Source organism: Natrinema sp. CGMCC1.2065, assembly GCF_051225675.1.
Classification (GTDB): Archaea; Halobacteriota; Halobacteria; order Halobacteriales; family Natrialbaceae; genus Natrinema; species Natrinema thermotolerans.
Map to the genome: position 1 here is coordinate 174,463 of NZ_JBPJSJ010000004.1, position 17,478 is coordinate 191,940.

Sequence of the window (17,478 nt, forward strand, 5' to 3'; positions counted from 1 at the left end):
ACCTCCAAACTCGCTGCAAAGACGGTCGAACTAGGTGAGGCAGACTGGACGTTAATCCGTCTCGCAGAGACGCTCGATGATCCAGTTCTCGTTTCGAACGACAAGCGCTTACTTGAGGAAACGGAGCGGCGTGGTCTCGAGCGAATATGGGGATCGGAATTTCTGAAGCAGACGTTCGAATCCTGTGGAATTGACAGATCGGCGTACGATGATGGACTACATTCCTACGTACGCGATGTCCATCTTCCGGATTCTGTGACTTCTGAACTCCGATCAGCCGAAAAGAAATGAACCGCCCCGGTTCTGTTATTCCTCACTCAATTATGACAACGGAACCGTCCTCGAGGTCATCCATTGTCTCTTGAATCCGGCGAAGTTGCTCGTCAACGCCTTCGAGTAATCGCTCGGCCTCCTCGATTAGTTCTCCGACGCGTTCGTCACTCGGCGGATTCTCACCTTCGACGGCGTCGACGATTGCCGCAGTAAGTTCGTGGTCAGGATACTCGGCTTGCAGTTCCCCGGCAAGTTCCTCCAATCGATCGTCGACCTCGAACGGATTCTCGGCTTCCTCGATGAGGCGTTCGACCTCATCGACACTCGGCGGGTGTGACCGCGCAAGCATCTCCGCCACGTCACTCGTAATCGGGTGTGATGGGAATTCCTCCTCGAGTCGTCTCGACGCGTCGCGAAGTTGCGACCAGAGCGAGGCTTCGCTACCGGAAGCTTCGAGGAGTCGCCGTGCCCGTTCGTACCGCTTGGCTTGCTGAACGACCGTCGGGTCGACGAGGTCTTCCTCCGTGAACGAGTCACCGTTCCACGCCGTCTCGAAGAGATCGTAGAGATCGTCGATGGTTACACCGTCGAATTCGACGGCGACGCGGTCGGCAGTTTCCTTGCTGCTTCCATCATGAGCGTAAAGCCACGTCACGAGACTGGAAACCACGCTCTCGGGCTCCTCGTCCGATGGCGACTCTCCCGTGATGCGGTCGTACTGCTCGCGGACGACGGTTCGTCTGTGGGCGTCGGCTTCGTCGATCGTTGCTCGAAGCCGATCGGCATCTGGCACTTCGTCCCCGCCGACGATCGCTTGCATCTCCCCCGTGATGTCCGAACCGGGGTAGAGTCGCTGCATCTCCGTCGTCCGCTGGCTGAACTGCTCCCAGAGGGAGTCGCTATCCTCGACCGACCGGAAGAGCCCCCTTGCCCGAGCGAAGCGCTCGGACTGCCGTTCAATCTCGTCGGACGCGAAGTCATCTGTTTCGAGAGCCTCGCCACCGAGTGCAGGCTGGAGAGCCGTTTCGAGTTCGTCCAGCGAAGCACCTTCGCCGAACTCCCTGCTGACGCCTCGCAAGACGCGTTTCACCAGCACACTGTTCTCGTCTACCCATTCTGCTAACTCAGAGAGCCACGCGTCGGGATCGGTTCCCTCTGTCTCCTTGCCGATCAGCGTCTCGACGGTTTCCCGAATCTGCTCTGGATCGGTATCGCCGATCGACTCGAAGCGAATCTGTACGTCGGTCAGGTTCGTCTTGTTTCTGACCGCTCGCCCGATCTCGTCCGGTTCGGTAATGTACTCGTCGTCACGGCGCAGTGCGATTTTGTTGGCCGTTGCAAGCGTGATAAACAGTGCTGAGATCGATTCCTGCGGTGTCCCGCGATACGTGCCTCCGCGCTGGACGGTCTGGGTAAGAAGGTCTTCGGCGCGAAGCGACTGGGTATCCTCGTACTCGTCGAGGAATTCCTGACACCGGCCGTCGGCGAGTTCTGCGCGGTCGGTATCCACGCCGAGCGTGACAGCGTCCTCGCTCGAGAGCGGCCAGTCGTCGACACCGCGGAAAAATCGCGCCATCTGCTTGGCGTCCTCGACTTCCGTGATTCCGTTGGTCAGGACGAAGCGCGTCTCGGTGAATACGGACTTGACTTGCGATTCTACGACCTGCTCGAACACGTCCCCGTATCGCCCGTTCGTCCCACCAGTTCGGACGTAGACGTCCGCTTCTTCGAGTTGCTCCCGAATCGTCGATTCGAGCGCCCGCTGTTCGTCGCGGTGGTCGGACTCCAAGTCCGGATACGTTTCCGTCTCCTCTGACAGCACCTCCTGCATGCCCATCACGTCCCGCAAGCGGTCGATCGTCGACTCCTGTAGATCGACGGCGACGAGGACGTGCTCGCCCCCGTCCCGCCCCTCGTTCGTCGACTGCCATGCATCAACCTGATCGCTAACCTCATCGTCGCGTCCCGCGACCAGCCGTACACGAACGGCGTCAAACTCCGGCGTCGGTGCTTGCTCGATAGGGTCGAGAACAGAGTAGCCGAAACGGAGCGGGACTTTGCGCTCACCCTCGAGATCGACCTCGTGTCGACTGCCCTCAGAGAGCAGGAGGTCACTTCCCTCTCGAAGGGAGTTCTCCAACTTGGCCGAAAGTCGGTGCGACGGGATTTGCTGTGCGCGAGTCTTCGCCCGCGTCAAGATGTCTTCCTGTTCTTCAGAGACCAGCAGGTATTCCTCGTCGCCACGGTCGTTCGTCTCCGTCAGCACTTTCCGATCCTCAAGAAGGTCGATCAGCGCTGATTCGACATCGTCGCGGACGGAGTCGAACGACTCGTCAGTCGACTTGACCATCAGCCGGGCGAGGTTCGCCGGCGTCGACGGAACCTCGGAACGAACCTGATTCAGCAGGTACAGCGCCTTCGCAACGCGAACCGAGAACGCATCCTCGTCGCCGCCGGCCGAGGGAATGAGTTTGTTCTCGACCATTTCCTGCACCCATAGCGGGATGTAGGTCGTCTCTTCGACCAGCAGGTCGTACAACTCGTCCCACGTGACGAGGGCACCGACCTGCTTGTCTCCCCACTCGAACCGCGTGAACAGCGAGCGGACGAGGATGAGTAGCGCCCGACCCTGCACGTACTCTTCTTCGGTCACGCGTCCCCGTGGCATCAGTTGCTGAATCACCGTCCGGAGCAACCCGAGATCGTACTCGCGGAACGGGTACGACTCGACTGCGTCCGGGTCGGCGCCGGCAATATCGGAGTACGCGTCGAGCGTCAGGTCGGTCATCTCCCGAAGCGCGGACTCGACGGCCTGTCCACCCTCGGCGTCCTTCTGCAGCCACCGCTTTCGGACGATGATCTCGGTGTCGGCACCCTCGAGCGGTTCTTGGGCACCGTACCACGGCTGCTCCGTGACCTCGGTATCGTCGAACTCACCGTGGATACGCTCGATCGGATACTGTCCAGTCCCGATGACCGGAGGATTGGGGCCGACGCCCAGCTCCGTCAGCGCTTCCATCGTCTCTTGGAACTCCCTGTAGCGATGGCGGCCATCGCCGATGAACAGCGCCACCTCGTCGAGCCCGATCAGCAATTCTGTCTCGGTCTCCGGCGTGCTCAGCGACTCTTGAGCCGCTTCGACGCGCTCGACGAGTTCGTCGGGGTCGAACTCGTCGGGATCAACCTCCTCGATGGCGTCGTCGATTGACTGCTTGACCTCCTCTCGAGACGCGAACGGAGAGTCCTCGAGTGTCGGAACGACATCATAGAGCCAACTCCGTAGCGAAGCCCGTTCGTCGTACACATCCTCGAACGTCTGTCCGTCGTGCTCGACTTCCTGTAGCCGCTCCCAGCAGTCACCGTGGTTCATGTCGAGCTGCCACGCCCACTCGAGCAGCCAGTTCGGGTCGGTCGGATACCCGAGCTCGCGGCCGATCGCCTCGTAGATGAGGTACGGGAGCGGCGGTTCCTGTGACGCGTCCCGGTTGAGGAGGTTCAGGAAGACGGGTTTCAGCCAGTCGACGTGAGAGTTGGCGACGCTCTGTCGGAACGACTGGAAGCCCGGCCATCTGTTCGCCAACTCTTCGCCGAGGTCGGCGAACTCCGATTCGGTGTCGGCAGCGAACCCGATGAGCTTCAGGAGGTGCGTCTTCCCCGACCCGAACGTCGCGGAGATGTAGAGGAAGCGCGGTTCCTCGTGTGGATACTTGTCGACGAGGTTCCCGAGCGTGGTGAACACGTCGCGAGCGCTGTCGGTCTCGTAGAACTCGCGGACGTCGTTCTCGGCCTGCGCTCTGGCATTGACCTTCTGGACTTCCTCGAGTTCGCGGGTCGGTGACTGCTGGAAGATGTCGTGAATGTGTGTGTCACTCATTGGAGATGCACCCCCTCAACCCGGCCTTCGATCTGGTGGGCTGGGTAGTAGTTGCGCGATTCCTCGCCGAAGAAACTCAGTTTCCCACCGACGATGTCTCCGGGGAACGGAATGCCGATCGTAGACTGGACGTTACGGCGGTCGAGTTCGTCGAGTAGTTCCGACGCACGCGTGAACGGGTAGAGGCTCCCGAGGTGCGTGAGGAGAACGACGTGTCGCTGCTGGGCTGGCGCCTCGATTTTCTCGACCATCACCGCGACGAGTTCCTCCGCTAATCGGTCTTGCATCGTTTCGGTGATTGTCGCCGGTTGGCTGTTCTCGCCGAGGTCAACCGCGAGTTCGAAGACATCGGTTTCGACGAACAGTTCGTCCAGCCGGAGGACTTGGACGGTCCCGTCATCCGGGAACTCCTCGGTACGATGCGGGTTCGTCGCCCACTCGGTGAGCCGTTCGGCGACCCGTCGCTCGTACTTCGGCTGGACGGGGACGATCACGAACGGGTTTCGGATGCCGCGTCGTCCGTCGGCGAACTGTGCGAGTCGCTCCGTGAAGTCGTGGAAGGGACGTTTGGTCGTCATCGGATAATCACCCCCGTCTCAGTCCGCTCGATACTGAGGTCGTGGCGTTCGACGAGCCGTTCCAGTTCGGAGTCCAGCGATTCGCGATCCGACGGGAGAACCCCGATCGCAGTGATGTCTGTGGGAGACTGATCCCCAACGAGTGTCTGTAGCTCCTCGAACGTATCTCGTAACTCCTCGATGTCGCTACCGGCAACCACAGCGAGGGGTTCGCTGTCGAGGAGTGTGTTCGTCGCTCGAATGAAGTCGTCAGCCTCGGTGTTGGTCGTTCCACCGGTCACTGTCGACACCGCATCCGAGACATCCTCGTACCACGATGCGGCGCGACGGAGCGGTGTGATGTATTCGCTCTCGAAGGCCGGCCGAACGTTCGAACCGAACTCGCTCGCGGGCCGAATCCACGGATGCTCCTGCAACTCGTCGACGAACACATCGATCTCAGTTTCCGCTCGGAACGAGTCCCACGCGGTCTCGATTGCGTCGTCGAGCGCCGGCGAGGTGGTTTGGGCGTCGTTAAACCGATCCCAGCCATCGTGTGTCCACCACTCGCCCTCGTAGTCGTTGATGCTGTCGCGAAGCGTCTGGCTGGCCGTTTCGCACTCTTCGGTCAGCCAGTCGTACGACTGCTGGGCGAGAGTCAACTGCGAATCGATTCGCGTGAGTGCGGGAAGGCGCAAACTCCACACTTCCTCGGCGTCGTCGTACCACTCCCGAGCGTCGTTGGTTGCTTCGACGACGTCCTTCCAGTCGGTGTCACGTGATTTGACGGCCTCTCGTCGGTTGATCGCGCTCTGCTGCTTGGCTTCGAGCTCCTCAACGAACGACTCGAGGAGGTTGCGAACGGCGCGCGTTTGGATGTCACTCTCGGCGACCAACCTGACGTCTTCCACGAGACTACCGAGTCGACCCGCGAGCGTGTCGTTCGCAGACTGGAGCCTGACGATTCCGTCCGGGATGGTCTCTGTCGAGTCGATGAACCCTCCATCGCGAAGGATACTTCGTACACCGCCACTCCCCGCGATCTTGAGACGCGTCGTCGTCAGTTTGTTCAGATCGATAACGGCATCGAGTTCGAGGGAGTCACCCGTCTCATCAACGGGCAGGAAGTCCCCCTTTCGGCAGAGGCCCCAGATAATCGCACACAGCGCGGGGCGAGCGTCCTCGTAGATCGGCTTCTTCTTCACGATGCCGTCGAGGATCGTCGCCATCGCGAGGTTCCCGCCGCGTTGCTTCAACTGTCGGCCGGTGAAGGCGCGAACGTTGTTTTGGATCGATCCACCGTGTGTTTCCGGGTCTTCTGTTGCGACATCGATCTGCTGGGCCCACGTGGGTAGCGGATCTTGTGCGGAGAGTCCCCGGAGTTCCTGTAAGTGCTCGTCGCCGACCTGCAGCATTACGGGGTGGAAGTCGTCGGGGTAGTTGACGTCGAGATACTCCTCGACTCCCGAGACCATGCCCCCGATCTGATCTCCGCGATCCTTGACGTCGAACGTCCCACTCTTGAGCGCCTCGACGAGTTTGCTCTGGACGCGAGCTGCGCGGTCGGAGAGGTCTCGTTCGACGGACTGTGGGAGCGTGTGATCTCCGACGGCATCTCTGAGCGACCACCACTCGATGAGGCTATCACGGAGATCGTCGAGTCCGTCCTCTCCGATCGTCCATTCGAGCGGGTCGCCCTCGTAGCTGATGTCTGCTGCGGCGGGAGAAATCCCTTCGACGGCGACCTCGACATCGAGTGCGTCCTCAGCGTCGACCGTCATATCGAGTTCGACCCCGTCGATACTGAATTCGTAGCGAACGGGATATTGCTCGCCGGTATCCGGGTACTCAGCCGATGTCGGGAGTGAGAGGTCGCGCACGATGTCCTCCCAGAGATACCCGTCCACGGCTTCGATGATGGACTGCCAGTCCGGGTTGTCAAGGTTTTCCTCGGAGGCTTCGATGATCTCGCGCTCTTCCGGGTGGGTGAACGCGTACTTCGGCCCGGTTTCGTCGTGCGTCGGCCGGATGAACTTCCGAAGCCGTTGGAGCGAGTCCTCGACGCGGTTCTCCATCTGGAACTGAGTCGGCCCGTCGAGGTCGGTCAACACGGCGACTGCGAGGTTCCGTTCGGACATCGGAATGGTGTCCGGGATGTGTTGGAGGAGTAGCACGGCCTTCGCGACATCCACGTCGATCTCTTCCAGTTCGCCTGCCTCGTGCTGTTCCTCGATCTCCTCGATGACCCCCACGTCCTGTGGCGTAATGTCATCCAGTTCCGGTTCGATGAGGTCGTAGAAGTCCACCAGCGAAATGACGTTGGTCTCCTCGCCGGCCTCTATCCACTCTTGGAGGAGTCCGTGAACGAGGGCCAAAATCGCCCGCGCAGTCCCAGAGAAGATCGACTTCGCCGGGTCGTGTGCTTCCTGCCGGAGGTTCGAGAGGATCTCGAGGAACAGCGGTGGCTGATACGGGAGGAACGGATAGAACTCGACGAGGCGCTCGCGGTCGATGTCGTCGAGCGGCGGTTCGGTGTTCTGTTCGATGCCCGAGTACACGAGTAACGTCTCGGGCTCGTTGCTGGTTCGATCGAGGACGCGTTCTGTGTCCTCCTTCCCATCCACCGTCTTTTTGAGCAACCGCTGGGTCGATATTTCGCCGACGTGCCGGCTCGGAAGGCCAAACCGATGGGGGAATCGATCCTTGACGATGCTGAAGTCGGCCCCGCGAGCCGCGAACTGCGGCTGGACGTCCTCGATTTTGGCCTGTGCCGTCGCCACCAGTTGGATGTCGCCGTCACCGGTCTCGTCGACGCTCTCTGCAAGGGTCTGTAACTCGGTGAGGCGGTCGAAGTCCGTCCCGATGAAGAGACTGACCTCGTCGAGCAGTAGTACGAGTTTGACCGGGCGTCCGAGTTCCTCTTCGCGGTTGCTCCGCAACTGTTCGAGGCGCTCGACCATCGCTTGGGGGTCGAGATCCGACGGCATCAGGTCGTCTAGACCATCCGCCGTGCCGGTCTCCTGCTCGAAGAGTGTGGGAAGAACGGCGTCCGCGAGAGCGTTGTACTGCTGAACATCCTCCCAGTCGTACTTCTCGGGGCTGTCAACCGTACTCCGGAGTGCCGTTTGGGTGTTGGCAGTCCGGTCGTCCCACGCATTGGTCGTCCGGTACCAGTCCTCGAAGAAGGCGACGTCGAGTTGCGACGAGAGCCCTCCATCGGCACCGGTGAGCCGTTCCGACGTGTGAGCACTGCGGAGAACGATCTCGCTGAAGCTCAATTTCTTCTGACCCTGATGCTTCAGGAGGTTCACCGAGATAGGGATAACCTCGTAATCATCGTGGATCGACGACCACGTGGACTCGAGCGTCTCCAGCTCACGACCGTCGGTTAGCTGCTTCCAGACATCGTCGCGCTGTCGAAGCCATTCGCTATCCAGAAGCCCGCGGAGTACGCTAAGGAGGTGACTTTTTCCGCTCCCGTAGTATCCGTAGAGCCAGTAGTTCGCGCCCGACCGCATATCCTCGGAACGGCCGAGCAGGCGCGAGAAGAAGTCGGACATGAAGTCCTCCGACTCCTCTGTCACGTGGTAGGTGTCGATCGATTCCAGTCGATGATCGCGACCGTCATCCTCGCGGTCGATGCGGACGGACTCCTCGAAATCGCTTCCGACATCGGCAGCGAACCAGCTCTCGTCAGTCATACTTCGCCCTCCCACGGTTCGGCCCAGTCGTATGTATCGTCCACCGGCTGGAGTCTCAGCTCACCGTGAATCCCGCTCGCTTCCCAGTTCGGATCGTCGCTCACTCGTTCGGCCAAGGAGTCCCAGTACTGTTCTGACTGGAATAGGTAGAGCCAGCCAGTCGGTTGGGAGAGCCAGTCATCCCCGTGAACCTCCCACGAGTAACCTGACGCGACGAGCAGAGGCGTCGTTCCGAGGTTAGGTATTTGTCCTTGAAGGGCCTGCTGTGTGTCGATAACACCGATCTCTCGCATCACCGATCGGAGCCCTTCTCCCCATCGGCGCGTCGTCGATTCTGCATAGTCGAACTCGCTTCCGTCGTCGTAGTGGAACTCGTTCAGGAGGCGCTCGACCGTCTCCTGCTCGAAATCCAATCCTTCGACACCGGACTCCTGAAGCCGGTCGACGTACCGGTGAACGGTGTACTTCACGAGAGGGTCGTCCTCCAGCAAGTAGAAGTACAGTACTTGCGCCTTGTCGCGCACCGTCTCACACTGGTCGAGGACGGAGGGTAGTTGGACGATAGATGGAAGCTCGCTACCAGCGGTCTTGAATCGGGAACTGAGAGCGCGGTAGATTCCTTTCGAACTCCCACGCGTACTGCGCTCGTCGAAGCGTTCTTCGATCCATTTCTCTTCGACGACAGTCCAGTCCCGATGTTGGGCGTACAGCCGAGCGAGCATCTCTGCTCTATCCACAAGAAGTCCGCATCTAGTGAGAGCCATCGACACCTCGTCGTGAGAAAATGTCGAGTCGAGCGACGGTAGGGAAGTTCCCCTCCCGTCGGTGCGGAGAGTCATATATCATTTCGAACCATCCACACCACTTAGTTGATATGGATAACTCGATCACGAGGGGTCCAGCCTCGACCTCTAATATCGGTTAGTTTAGCTGGAGTGAATGTCGATGACTAGAAAATTCGGACTTCACACGCTCCTATTCATGAACGAACTCCTGAAATTATCGGAAATATGTGACTTCTACAAACCGAACCGCGATACTGAGCGGGAATTGCCACAGGTCAGAGAGGACTAATTGAACCGTTTCCGGAAGCAACCCGGTCACGTTTTTACTACTAGCCAGAAAACCAGTCTATCAAGCAAAGATGATTCGTGATGCTCGCGTTCTCCGCGCCGGGTTCGTCCCTCGAGAAGTCGAGCATCGCGACGCCGAAGTCAACCACCTCTCCAGCGTTCTCGAGCCCATCATGAACGGAGAACCCGCCAACACGGCCATCGTCACCGGGCCCAGCGGGACGGGGAAGACGTGCATCTCGAAATTCGTCACGGAACGCCTACGTGAGGAGGTGCTCGACGTCGAGACGACCTACGTCAACTGCTGGCGCAACTACATCCGATTTCGGACGCTCTACCAGATCCTCGACGACCTCGGCGCGACCATCGACATCCACCGGCAGTCGACGCCCCACGACGAACTCGTCGACCGCCTCCAGCAGCACGACGGCCCGCGAACCGTCGTCATCCTCGACGAGGTCGACCAACTGGAGGACCCCAGCGTCATCTACGACCTCCACAGCCTCCCGCAGTTTGCGATCATCTGTATCGCGAACAAGGAAGAGGAGCTGTTCAGCCGCGTCGACGACCGCCTCGTGAGCCGCCTGCGCTCCAGCGAACACGTCCGGATGGACAAGTACCACGACGAGCAGCTGTACGACATTCTGAGTGCGCGGGCGAAGTGGGGCCTCGATGAGGACGTCATCACCGACGACCAGCTCTACCGGATCGCCGACGCGGCCGCCGGCGACGCCCGCCTCGCAATCGGCATCCTTCGAACGGCCGCCGGCAAAGCAGATTGCGAGAACCACGAGCGCATCACCGACGACATTCTCCTGGATGCCGCCGAGGATGCTCGGGCCCAGATCAAGCAGAAGAGCCTCGACTCGCTCACGCCGCACCAGCGCGTCGTCTACGACATCGTTCGCGAGTACGGCCCGGTCGGGCCGAGCGAAATCCACGAGCGATATTCCGAGGAGGTCGATGATCCACGGACGAAGCGGACTATCCGCACGTACCTCTCGAAGATGGAGCAGTACAACCTCCTCGAGGCGGAAGGGACGAGCCGAGACCGAGAGTACTCGCTCGTCGATTCAGCGGCGGCGTCGCCGATTCAGTGACCGTGACCCCGTCAGCTATCAGGAACTGAACTCGCCGAGGCCGGATTGCTCGTGGTCCAGTGGCTCGATGACCTGGGGATCGTCGTTGCCGGGGTTGTTGACCCGCGCCGAAATCTCGTAGGCGTCTAGATCATCCTTCGGGTACGGCTGGCACAGTTCCTTGCGGGTGTCCGGGTCTGCGGCGAGCCAGTCGGACTCAGCGTCCTTCGGGAGGACGACCGGCATCCGGTCGTGGATTGAGTTCATCAGGTCGTTCGGCTCCGTCGTGAGAATCGTGACGCACGAGATCGTCTCGTTGTCACCCTCCCAGACGTCCCAGAGCCCGGCCATCGCGAATGCGGGGTCGTCCTCCCGGTAAATCCGATAGGGCTGTTTCGACCCGCCGTTCGGCGATTTCCACTCGTAGAACCCTGACGAGGGGACGAGGCAGGGACGTGATTCCCACGCCCGCTCGAAGACGCGTTTCTCGTCGGCTGTCTCGGAGCGAGCGTTGATGATGCCCTCCTCGGGTTCGTCCGCCCAGAACGAAATCAGCCCCCAGTGGTAGGCGTCGATCTCGTCGGAAGCCTCGTTCGTGATGATGTGGAGGTCGTCGCCAGGTGCGATATTGTATCGGGGGGTGTACCCGCCGTCCGCGACGACCTCGGCTTCGAAGCGGGCCTCGAGGTCTGGTTGGTCGATGAAGAGCGAGTTCCGGCCACACATACCGAGGAGTTCGGAAGGAAGCATCTTCAACGTAATCGCACAGGAATCTCGCTGTTAACCAACAGATTGTCCCGATGAGCCTGAGTTGTTGGTTAACGACAACGGGCGGAGAATCCCCTAATGCCAAACGGTACACCTAAACAAACGATAGAAGAGGCTACACTAACTACGCTCAACCAAAATGACCCACATTCTCGCCGTATCTGACTGGCGCTCTCAACCTATTGACGATCTCTACACCATTCTCGAAACTGTAGAACCAACTCCAGATCTACTACTGTATGCCGGCGACGACCTCTCACGTTTCAAAAACGCCGATACTGACACAGATCATCTTGCAGAACTTGCTCGCCTCACGAAGCACCAACAATCACTCTATGTCCGAGGAAACGACGACTTCCCCCCGTCAACCGGTCCGCAGTTCGATTCGGAATTTACCACCGACCTCCACAGGACACCATACACCTACGAGGATCTCGTGTTCATCGGCCAGGAAGGATCAACCCAAGGACCTGGTCTCATCACCTATACCGAGGACGACGTCCAACGGCACCTTTCCGAACAACGCACCGCTTGTGAAGACAGAACTCCGATTCTTGTCACTCACACACCCCCCTTCGGCATTCTCGATATCGGGAAGCGATTCGGGCAACAACATATCGGGTCGAAGGCCGTCAAGAGCTTCATAGACGACATCCAGCCCCCAGCTACCGTCTGCGGTCATTGCCATCAATTCGGAGGCAGAGCTGAAACCCTCGAGTACGGCACAGTGATCAATATTGCGTCCCATGACGGAGTAGACGACCCAGGAAGATACGCACTCATCACCATCGACGCCTCGAACGAGTCAATTGAGTACGAGTTCAACGACACTCGCCATCTGCTAGGGAGCCGACTGACTGATCTCGTCCAGGTCGGGAGAAACCGAGTGGAGCAGTTCAGTGAGTTAGGGATCGCTAACCCAGATGAAATTACCGAAGAACGGCGTGCCGAACTCGAAGCCCTCCCTGGAGCCTCGTCATGGCACGTGGACCGGTGGATTGCTCATCGACAGGCTTTCGAAAACGATGAGGTCGTGATTCTAAACAAGTCCGCCTTCGACGACCTTCACGATACGAAGCCTCTCCTCTTGGACATAGAAACGGATCTTCAGCAGGATCGGATCTGGCTGGTCGGCACCTACAGTTACCAGAACGATGCGTACCGACAATTCTTCGAGCCGGACGACGAGTCAGCACTCCTTCAGGAGCTGTCTGAGTACCTTGATGATCATGGCTCCGAGCCGATCATCTACTACGGAGGGAACTACTTCGACGAACAGTGTCTCAGTCGCAGATTCGACGAACACGGCATTACTGAGGGGATCGACCATCTGGAGCGAGCGCACGACCTCGGGATTACTGCCCAACAGGAACTCTTCGGTCCCTTCAATCAGCATAAATTGGATGTCGTAGCGAGCGCACTCGGCTTTGAGTATCAAGACCCGACCGTCGATGGATTTGTGGTCGGGAGCAAGTACACACGATATCTCCTCGACGGCGAAGAACCAGACTGGGATCTCCTCAAACAGTACAATAACGACGATGTAACCGCGCTGAGAACAATCGTCGATCACATCAGATCGTAGGCTCGGGATAGATACGGGCCGTCAGCAGAATTACGTGAGGGCGATATCATCGTGGGTTCATAGAGCCTTAACCAACAATTGAGCTGTGATCCCCCGGTCTGTTGGTTAATCCGACGATGCTGTCCGCCTTCCTCTCTGGAAACGTTCTCGGAAACGGTCGAACGATGGCAGAAATCCGTTGCCTGAGTCCGGTTCTACATACCTTCCAGCCCTTCCCTGAAACGCGGAAGCGCCACGCCGCGGCTTATCGGGAACGTAGACAACTATTCGGGTATGGGAGAACACTCAACGTCGAACCGATTGGCAGTGGACCAGCCGACACGGGGCGCTGACCGCAATCGGTCCCTCGCTGACGAGGCCGATCCGGCTATGGACGAAATGTTGTTGCCGCAGCTCGACGACGGCATCACGCTGCTCGACGTCGAGGGAGGCCGCGGCGTCCCGATCCTGCAGTCGCTGGTACTCGACCATCTCCTCCTGCACGACGGGCCCGCCTTCTGGGTTGACGCAAACGGGCACGCGACCACGACGACACTCGCCCAAATCGCCCCTAGTCAACGGTTGCTCAACCGAATCCATGTGGCACGCGGATTCACCGCCTACCAGCACTACGGCGCCGTCTGTGATCTCCCGACGGCAGTGAACAAGTCGATCCAGATGTCTACCACCGACGCCGGGGCGGCCGGTCGAGGGGAACCAAGTCGTGACGAGGACACGTCGCCCCACACGCCCACCCTCATCGTCGCGCCGGCCGTCGACGCCCAGTACCGCGCCGACGATACCCTTGGCGAGACTCACGCGAAAACCCTCCAGGCTCGAACCCTTGCCCGGTTGTCGACCTACGCCGAGGGGTACGACATCCCGGTGCTCGTTACGCGAAACGAACGAAACGAATTCACCGAGTCAGTCGCGACGGTCGCCGACCACCACCTAGAGTGCGAGCAGACGCGGATGGGCCCACGGGTCGTCGTCGAGGACTTCGAGACGCTCGTCTATCCCGTCGACGACGGCGCGTACTACCAGACGACGTTCGCGTACTGGCGGCAGCTGCTCGCGGCACGCGCCACGCAGGTCGGCGTAGAACCGACGACGCCGGCGCCGTCGAAGCCAACTCCGGAGGGTGTCGGGACGGGCGTCACAGCTGACGGTGAGACGGTGTCGGCCACCGCGGACCCCCTGCTCGACGCGTGGACGGCAACCGGCGGAGGGCGATAGCGATGGGACGCACGAACCCGACGTACCGAGATGCGTTGCGGGCCATCGAAGAGCGGTGGGCGGAGTTCCGCCGGGCACTGCGGCGTCGCGACCAGCCGCGCTTCGACCGGCTGTTCGAGTACGCCCGCGACCACGCCGACGCGAGCGGGCTGTTGAACCATCAGAATCCGCTGCTGCCGGCGCTGCTCAGCATCGATCTCGAACAGGAGGCCCGCCTCGACGACCACGAGGAACGCCTATCAGAGCTTGAGCAACGGCTTTCGGAAACCGGGGGCGAACAGCAGCAATCGCCCGCCGAAGGTACCACTGGAGGTGTAGAATGACGGAGTTGACGACGATTGCATTCGATATCGAAACGACGGGATTTCAGGCCGATGATGAACTCACAGTAGTTGGGTTCGACTCCGCGGTCTCGTCGCGAGTATTTCTCCATACCGGGACGACACCACAAACAGGCCTCGCAGATCGGCTCAACGACGCCCTCCAGACACCGGTACAGCTCTCACTCCATGACAGCGAACAGGAACTCCTGAACGAACTGGCGACGTTTGTCACATCGACACTCACCCAACGTGATGCAAAGCTCGTTGCGTACAACGGGGAGCGGTGGAACGGAGGATTCGACCTCCCGTTCCTTCGCACACGGCTCTGTACGCACGGGGTCGAGTGGCCCTTTGGCACGTTGCCATACGTCGACGTGATGGATGTCTTCGAGACACGCTTCAATACCAGTGAGGATACCTTGGATGGCGTCTATGGCGAACTGATTGGTTCACGGTTGAACAACCTCGATCCATTCGACGATAGTGGAACGACAGTCACAGCCTGGAAAGAAGGCGCGTATGAACGCCTTCTCACGCACAACGTCGCCGATATCCGACGAACAAGAGCGCTGATGGAACTCGCAGAACGATATTGCTCGAAATCGGATTTCTCGATGAAGTCACTCGAGCCAATCGTTTGAGAACGCGAGTGAACGACCCTACTCTTCTCGCTGATTGCGGTGAGGGAGTGGAGTGCAATAGGGACGACCACGCTGGTGAATGCCTACATCATGAGTCTACTAGTAGAGTAGCGCTGCAGACGTGTATCACCAGCCGGATGCGCTCACCATTGCTGCGATCTACATCCACATACTGGGGGATTGCTTAGTCAGGGGTCAATCTGTGGGTCGCTGTTGAGCTCGCGGAGATATGCTATTGCGGCGACACCGACGTGGATTCCGTAGACGTAGTCATCGTCGCCGAATGCCTCTCGACCAGCCATTCGATGGGTTACTCCCTTGGTGAGTGATAGACGGATAGCCTCCTTGACGGCGGCTTCACCGGCGTATTCAACGGCGCCTCGAACGTACTTATCGAAGTGACTATCTTGGTGGTCAGATGGCCGTGGATCAGCAGCTCGGTCAAGCGCGAGGGATACGACTTCTTCAATAGAAGGATGTACTGGATTGCCAGTGTTCTCTTGGACGCGATACACCTCGCCAGGCATGGTGATGAATGCGTCAGCCCATGGTATAAACCCAACTGGAGTATCTGGGACTCAAGCAAGGAGTTCGAGGATCAGCTTCGTAGGATCTGTTGCGTCGTTCTAACTGGGTTCTCTACTCGAGTGTCGGTCTGTTCCGTTCTGTGGGACCCATCGTAGGTCCTTAGCGTACCATTGTAGGTTGCGAAATGCGTTGTAGCCGGGTTGGAAGTGTAGGAGTCTTCTCTGCATTCTCGTCTACGGCGGATTTTCTGCGTCGTTGAGCCCTTCGAAGGTTCCGTTCGTGTAGGCGTAGCGCCACCGTTGGAGAACCGCTCGCGTGACCAGTGGGGCCTCACGCACAGTGATACAAGATGGCTCAACAGGACGACTTGGAGCATCAGGTGGTGGATGAAAGTGTCGTGTCGGTGCATCCGGTTTCGGATGACAGTCGAATCGAAAATCCCGCCCCTGGGTGTCCGTGTAGTGCGCAGCGTAGTTCCCAGCCAAGCTCCACCGAATATCTATACGCGCTGTTGATGCCGCTCCAACGCCGTCAGACAGGTCAACCGAAAGCGTCTGTGGGTTCAGGGGATCATCCAGTGAAGCCTCCTCAACCAGCGGCTCTTGATTGACGACCAGATCTCGGATTTCTCGTAACGCTCCGGCATCGATCGGTCCGAACACCTCTGCCTGTTCGGCTGGCTGACTATCGTGAGAAGGGTCCACATCCTCGTCGCTGGTCATACGACGATCGATGAGTCACTGTTACCATCGTCGTCAGTATTGGTGCCAGTGAGATGACCGGTGCGGGTTGCCTCAGCAATCGCGAGTGTCGCTTGTGCCAAGGCGAGGTTGCGGCGAGTGGTTTGCCATTCTCTGAGCAGCGCACCTTGGTCGCTGTCGGTATCTTCGATGTCCAGTTCCCGAGCGAGTTCCTCGGGTGAATCAACGTCGTATTCGGTACGCCAGTCCTGAATCTGTGCTTTCAGTTCAGCGATGCCAGATGCGATCTCTTCGGGTGTTCGTTCCGCAAGTAGCGACTGTGCATGCTCGGTGACGATACCCGTTTCTGACCGGCGGTACAGCGTCGTCTGGCCGTCCTGTGCTGTCGTCACTTCACCGGAATCCATGAGCGTCCGCAGGTGCTTTCGTGCGGTCGTCGGCGAGACACGAGCACGATCAGCAATCTGTGCTGCAGACGTCGGATCGTAAGTCCGGCGAATGATTCCATAGACTCGTTCGAAGGGCGTCGTGTCCTCAACCCATTCCTCTTCGACCACGTCGTTTATGTCACGTTGTTCGGCACCGCCGTCAGGACGTACTCGGTTGGGTGGGGTCGTCTCCTCAGACATCATATGCTAACCCACGGGAGGCAAGTATAATAATCCTCGGGCCAGTATATTGGTCTGTAGTCCATCGGAACACGGAGTGTCTTCACCAACCATTTTAACCAACAAATACGACTATTCCAGAACTGTTGGTTAACCCGGGATTCCGGAAGTCATCTTGGAAAAGACCACAGACACGCAAATAGGACAAATACCCCGGTAGCGATGTCTTCGAAGTCGTCCTCTGAATTATGGAAACACCACGCCACGGCTTATAGGCTGAACAGGCGCAATACCACGGCCTTCAGGCCGTGGATACGCGCCGTCACTCTGGGAAACGTCCCACCGTTCAAACGCCCGCCGTGAGTTTCCCACAGTGACGTTTAAGTGACAGACCGCCCTACTGAAGAGCAGGAATCGGTCGGAACGGAGCGGATTCCGAACCGTCCTTCGGAGGCGGCCTGTCCGCTCACGTAACGAGGCAGTGTCCGGAAAGGGCAGTCGGTGAACGCACATTCCAGAAGAGTGTGTCCGTGCCGACTGCTCAAAGCGAGC

12 protein-coding genes are annotated in these 17,478 nt (G+C 59.2%); 5 read left to right on the forward strand and 7 right to left on the reverse strand.

What is annotated here, in order from left to right; all coding sequences use genetic code 11:
- Positions 1-313: 313 nt before the first annotated feature.
- The 4 genes from ACSBP4_RS06840 to ACSBP4_RS06855 are packed head-to-tail and all read right to left on the reverse strand — an operon-like array spanning position 314 to position 9,244.
- Entirely contained in the window at positions 314-4,147 is a 3,834-nt protein-coding gene (locus ACSBP4_RS06840; RefSeq protein ID WP_435551732.1) for a hypothetical protein, read from the reverse strand.
- A complete protein-coding gene (locus ACSBP4_RS06845; RefSeq protein WP_049967096.1) occupies positions 4,144-4,725 on the reverse strand; it encodes a BREX protein BrxB domain-containing protein in 582 nt (193 codons plus the stop codon). Before ACSBP4_RS06845 ends, ACSBP4_RS06840 begins: the two co-directional genes overlap by 4 nt.
- The gene (locus ACSBP4_RS06850) at positions 4,722-8,405 is read right to left on the reverse strand and encodes a hypothetical protein (protein ID WP_435551733.1); all 3,684 of its coding nucleotides are present in this window, start codon (positions 8,403-8,405) and stop codon (positions 4,722-4,724) included. Before ACSBP4_RS06850 ends, ACSBP4_RS06845 begins: the two co-directional genes overlap by 4 nt.
- A complete protein-coding gene (locus ACSBP4_RS06855; protein ID WP_049967098.1) occupies positions 8,402-9,244 on the reverse strand; it encodes a BrxA family protein in 843 nt (280 codons plus the stop codon). The genes ACSBP4_RS06850 and ACSBP4_RS06855 overlap by 4 nt, the downstream gene beginning before the upstream one ends.
- A 305-nt stretch (positions 9,245-9,549) precedes the next feature.
- Between ACSBP4_RS06855 and ACSBP4_RS06860 the strand changes: the two genes are divergently transcribed.
- The gene (locus tag ACSBP4_RS06860) at positions 9,550-10,578 is read left to right on the forward strand and encodes a Cdc6/Cdc18 family protein (RefSeq protein WP_435551734.1); all 1,029 of its coding nucleotides are present in this window, start codon (positions 9,550-9,552) and stop codon (positions 10,576-10,578) included.
- A gap of 18 nt (positions 10,579-10,596) precedes the next feature.
- Here ACSBP4_RS06860 and ACSBP4_RS06865 read toward each other — a convergent pair whose 3' ends face one another.
- Positions 10,597-11,283: an SOS response-associated peptidase gene (locus ACSBP4_RS06865; RefSeq protein ID WP_435551735.1), complete on the reverse strand. Its 687-nt coding sequence runs from the start codon at positions 11,281-11,283 to the stop codon at positions 10,597-10,599.
- A 181-nt stretch (positions 11,284-11,464) separates the two neighbouring features.
- Here ACSBP4_RS06865 and ACSBP4_RS06870 point away from each other — a divergent pair, with 181 nt between their 5' ends.
- From ACSBP4_RS06870 to ACSBP4_RS06885, 4 genes are all read left to right on the forward strand, one after another.
- Positions 11,465-12,910: a ribonuclease H-like domain-containing protein gene (locus tag ACSBP4_RS06870; RefSeq protein WP_211249136.1), complete on the forward strand. Its 1,446-nt coding sequence runs from the start codon at positions 11,465-11,467 to the stop codon at positions 12,908-12,910.
- Between the two features lie 378 nt (positions 12,911-13,288).
- Positions 13,289-14,125: a hypothetical protein gene (locus tag ACSBP4_RS06875; protein WP_435551737.1), complete on the forward strand. Its 837-nt coding sequence runs from the start codon at positions 13,289-13,291 to the stop codon at positions 14,123-14,125.
- 2 nt (positions 14,126-14,127) lie between these two features.
- Positions 14,128-14,448, forward strand: coding sequence for a hypothetical protein (locus ACSBP4_RS06880; protein ID WP_049967101.1), 321 nt, complete (start codon positions 14,128-14,130; stop codon positions 14,446-14,448).
- On the forward strand, positions 14,445-15,089 hold the full coding sequence (locus ACSBP4_RS06885) for a ribonuclease H-like domain-containing protein (RefSeq protein WP_049967102.1): 645 nt from the start codon (positions 14,445-14,447) through the stop codon (positions 15,087-15,089). Before ACSBP4_RS06880 ends, ACSBP4_RS06885 begins: the two co-directional genes overlap by 4 nt.
- A 188-nt stretch (positions 15,090-15,277) precedes the next feature.
- Here ACSBP4_RS06885 and ACSBP4_RS06890 read toward each other — a convergent pair whose 3' ends face one another.
- Both ACSBP4_RS06890 and ACSBP4_RS06895 read right to left on the reverse strand, forming a co-directional pair.
- Entirely contained in the window at positions 15,278-15,616 is a 339-nt protein-coding gene (locus ACSBP4_RS06890) for a hypothetical protein (protein WP_136396951.1), read from the reverse strand.
- 719 nt (positions 15,617-16,335) lie between these two features.
- Entirely contained in the window at positions 16,336-16,947 is a 612-nt protein-coding gene (locus ACSBP4_RS06895) for a winged helix-turn-helix domain-containing protein (protein ID WP_211249138.1), read from the reverse strand.
- Between the last annotated feature and the right edge of the window lie 531 nt (positions 16,948-17,478).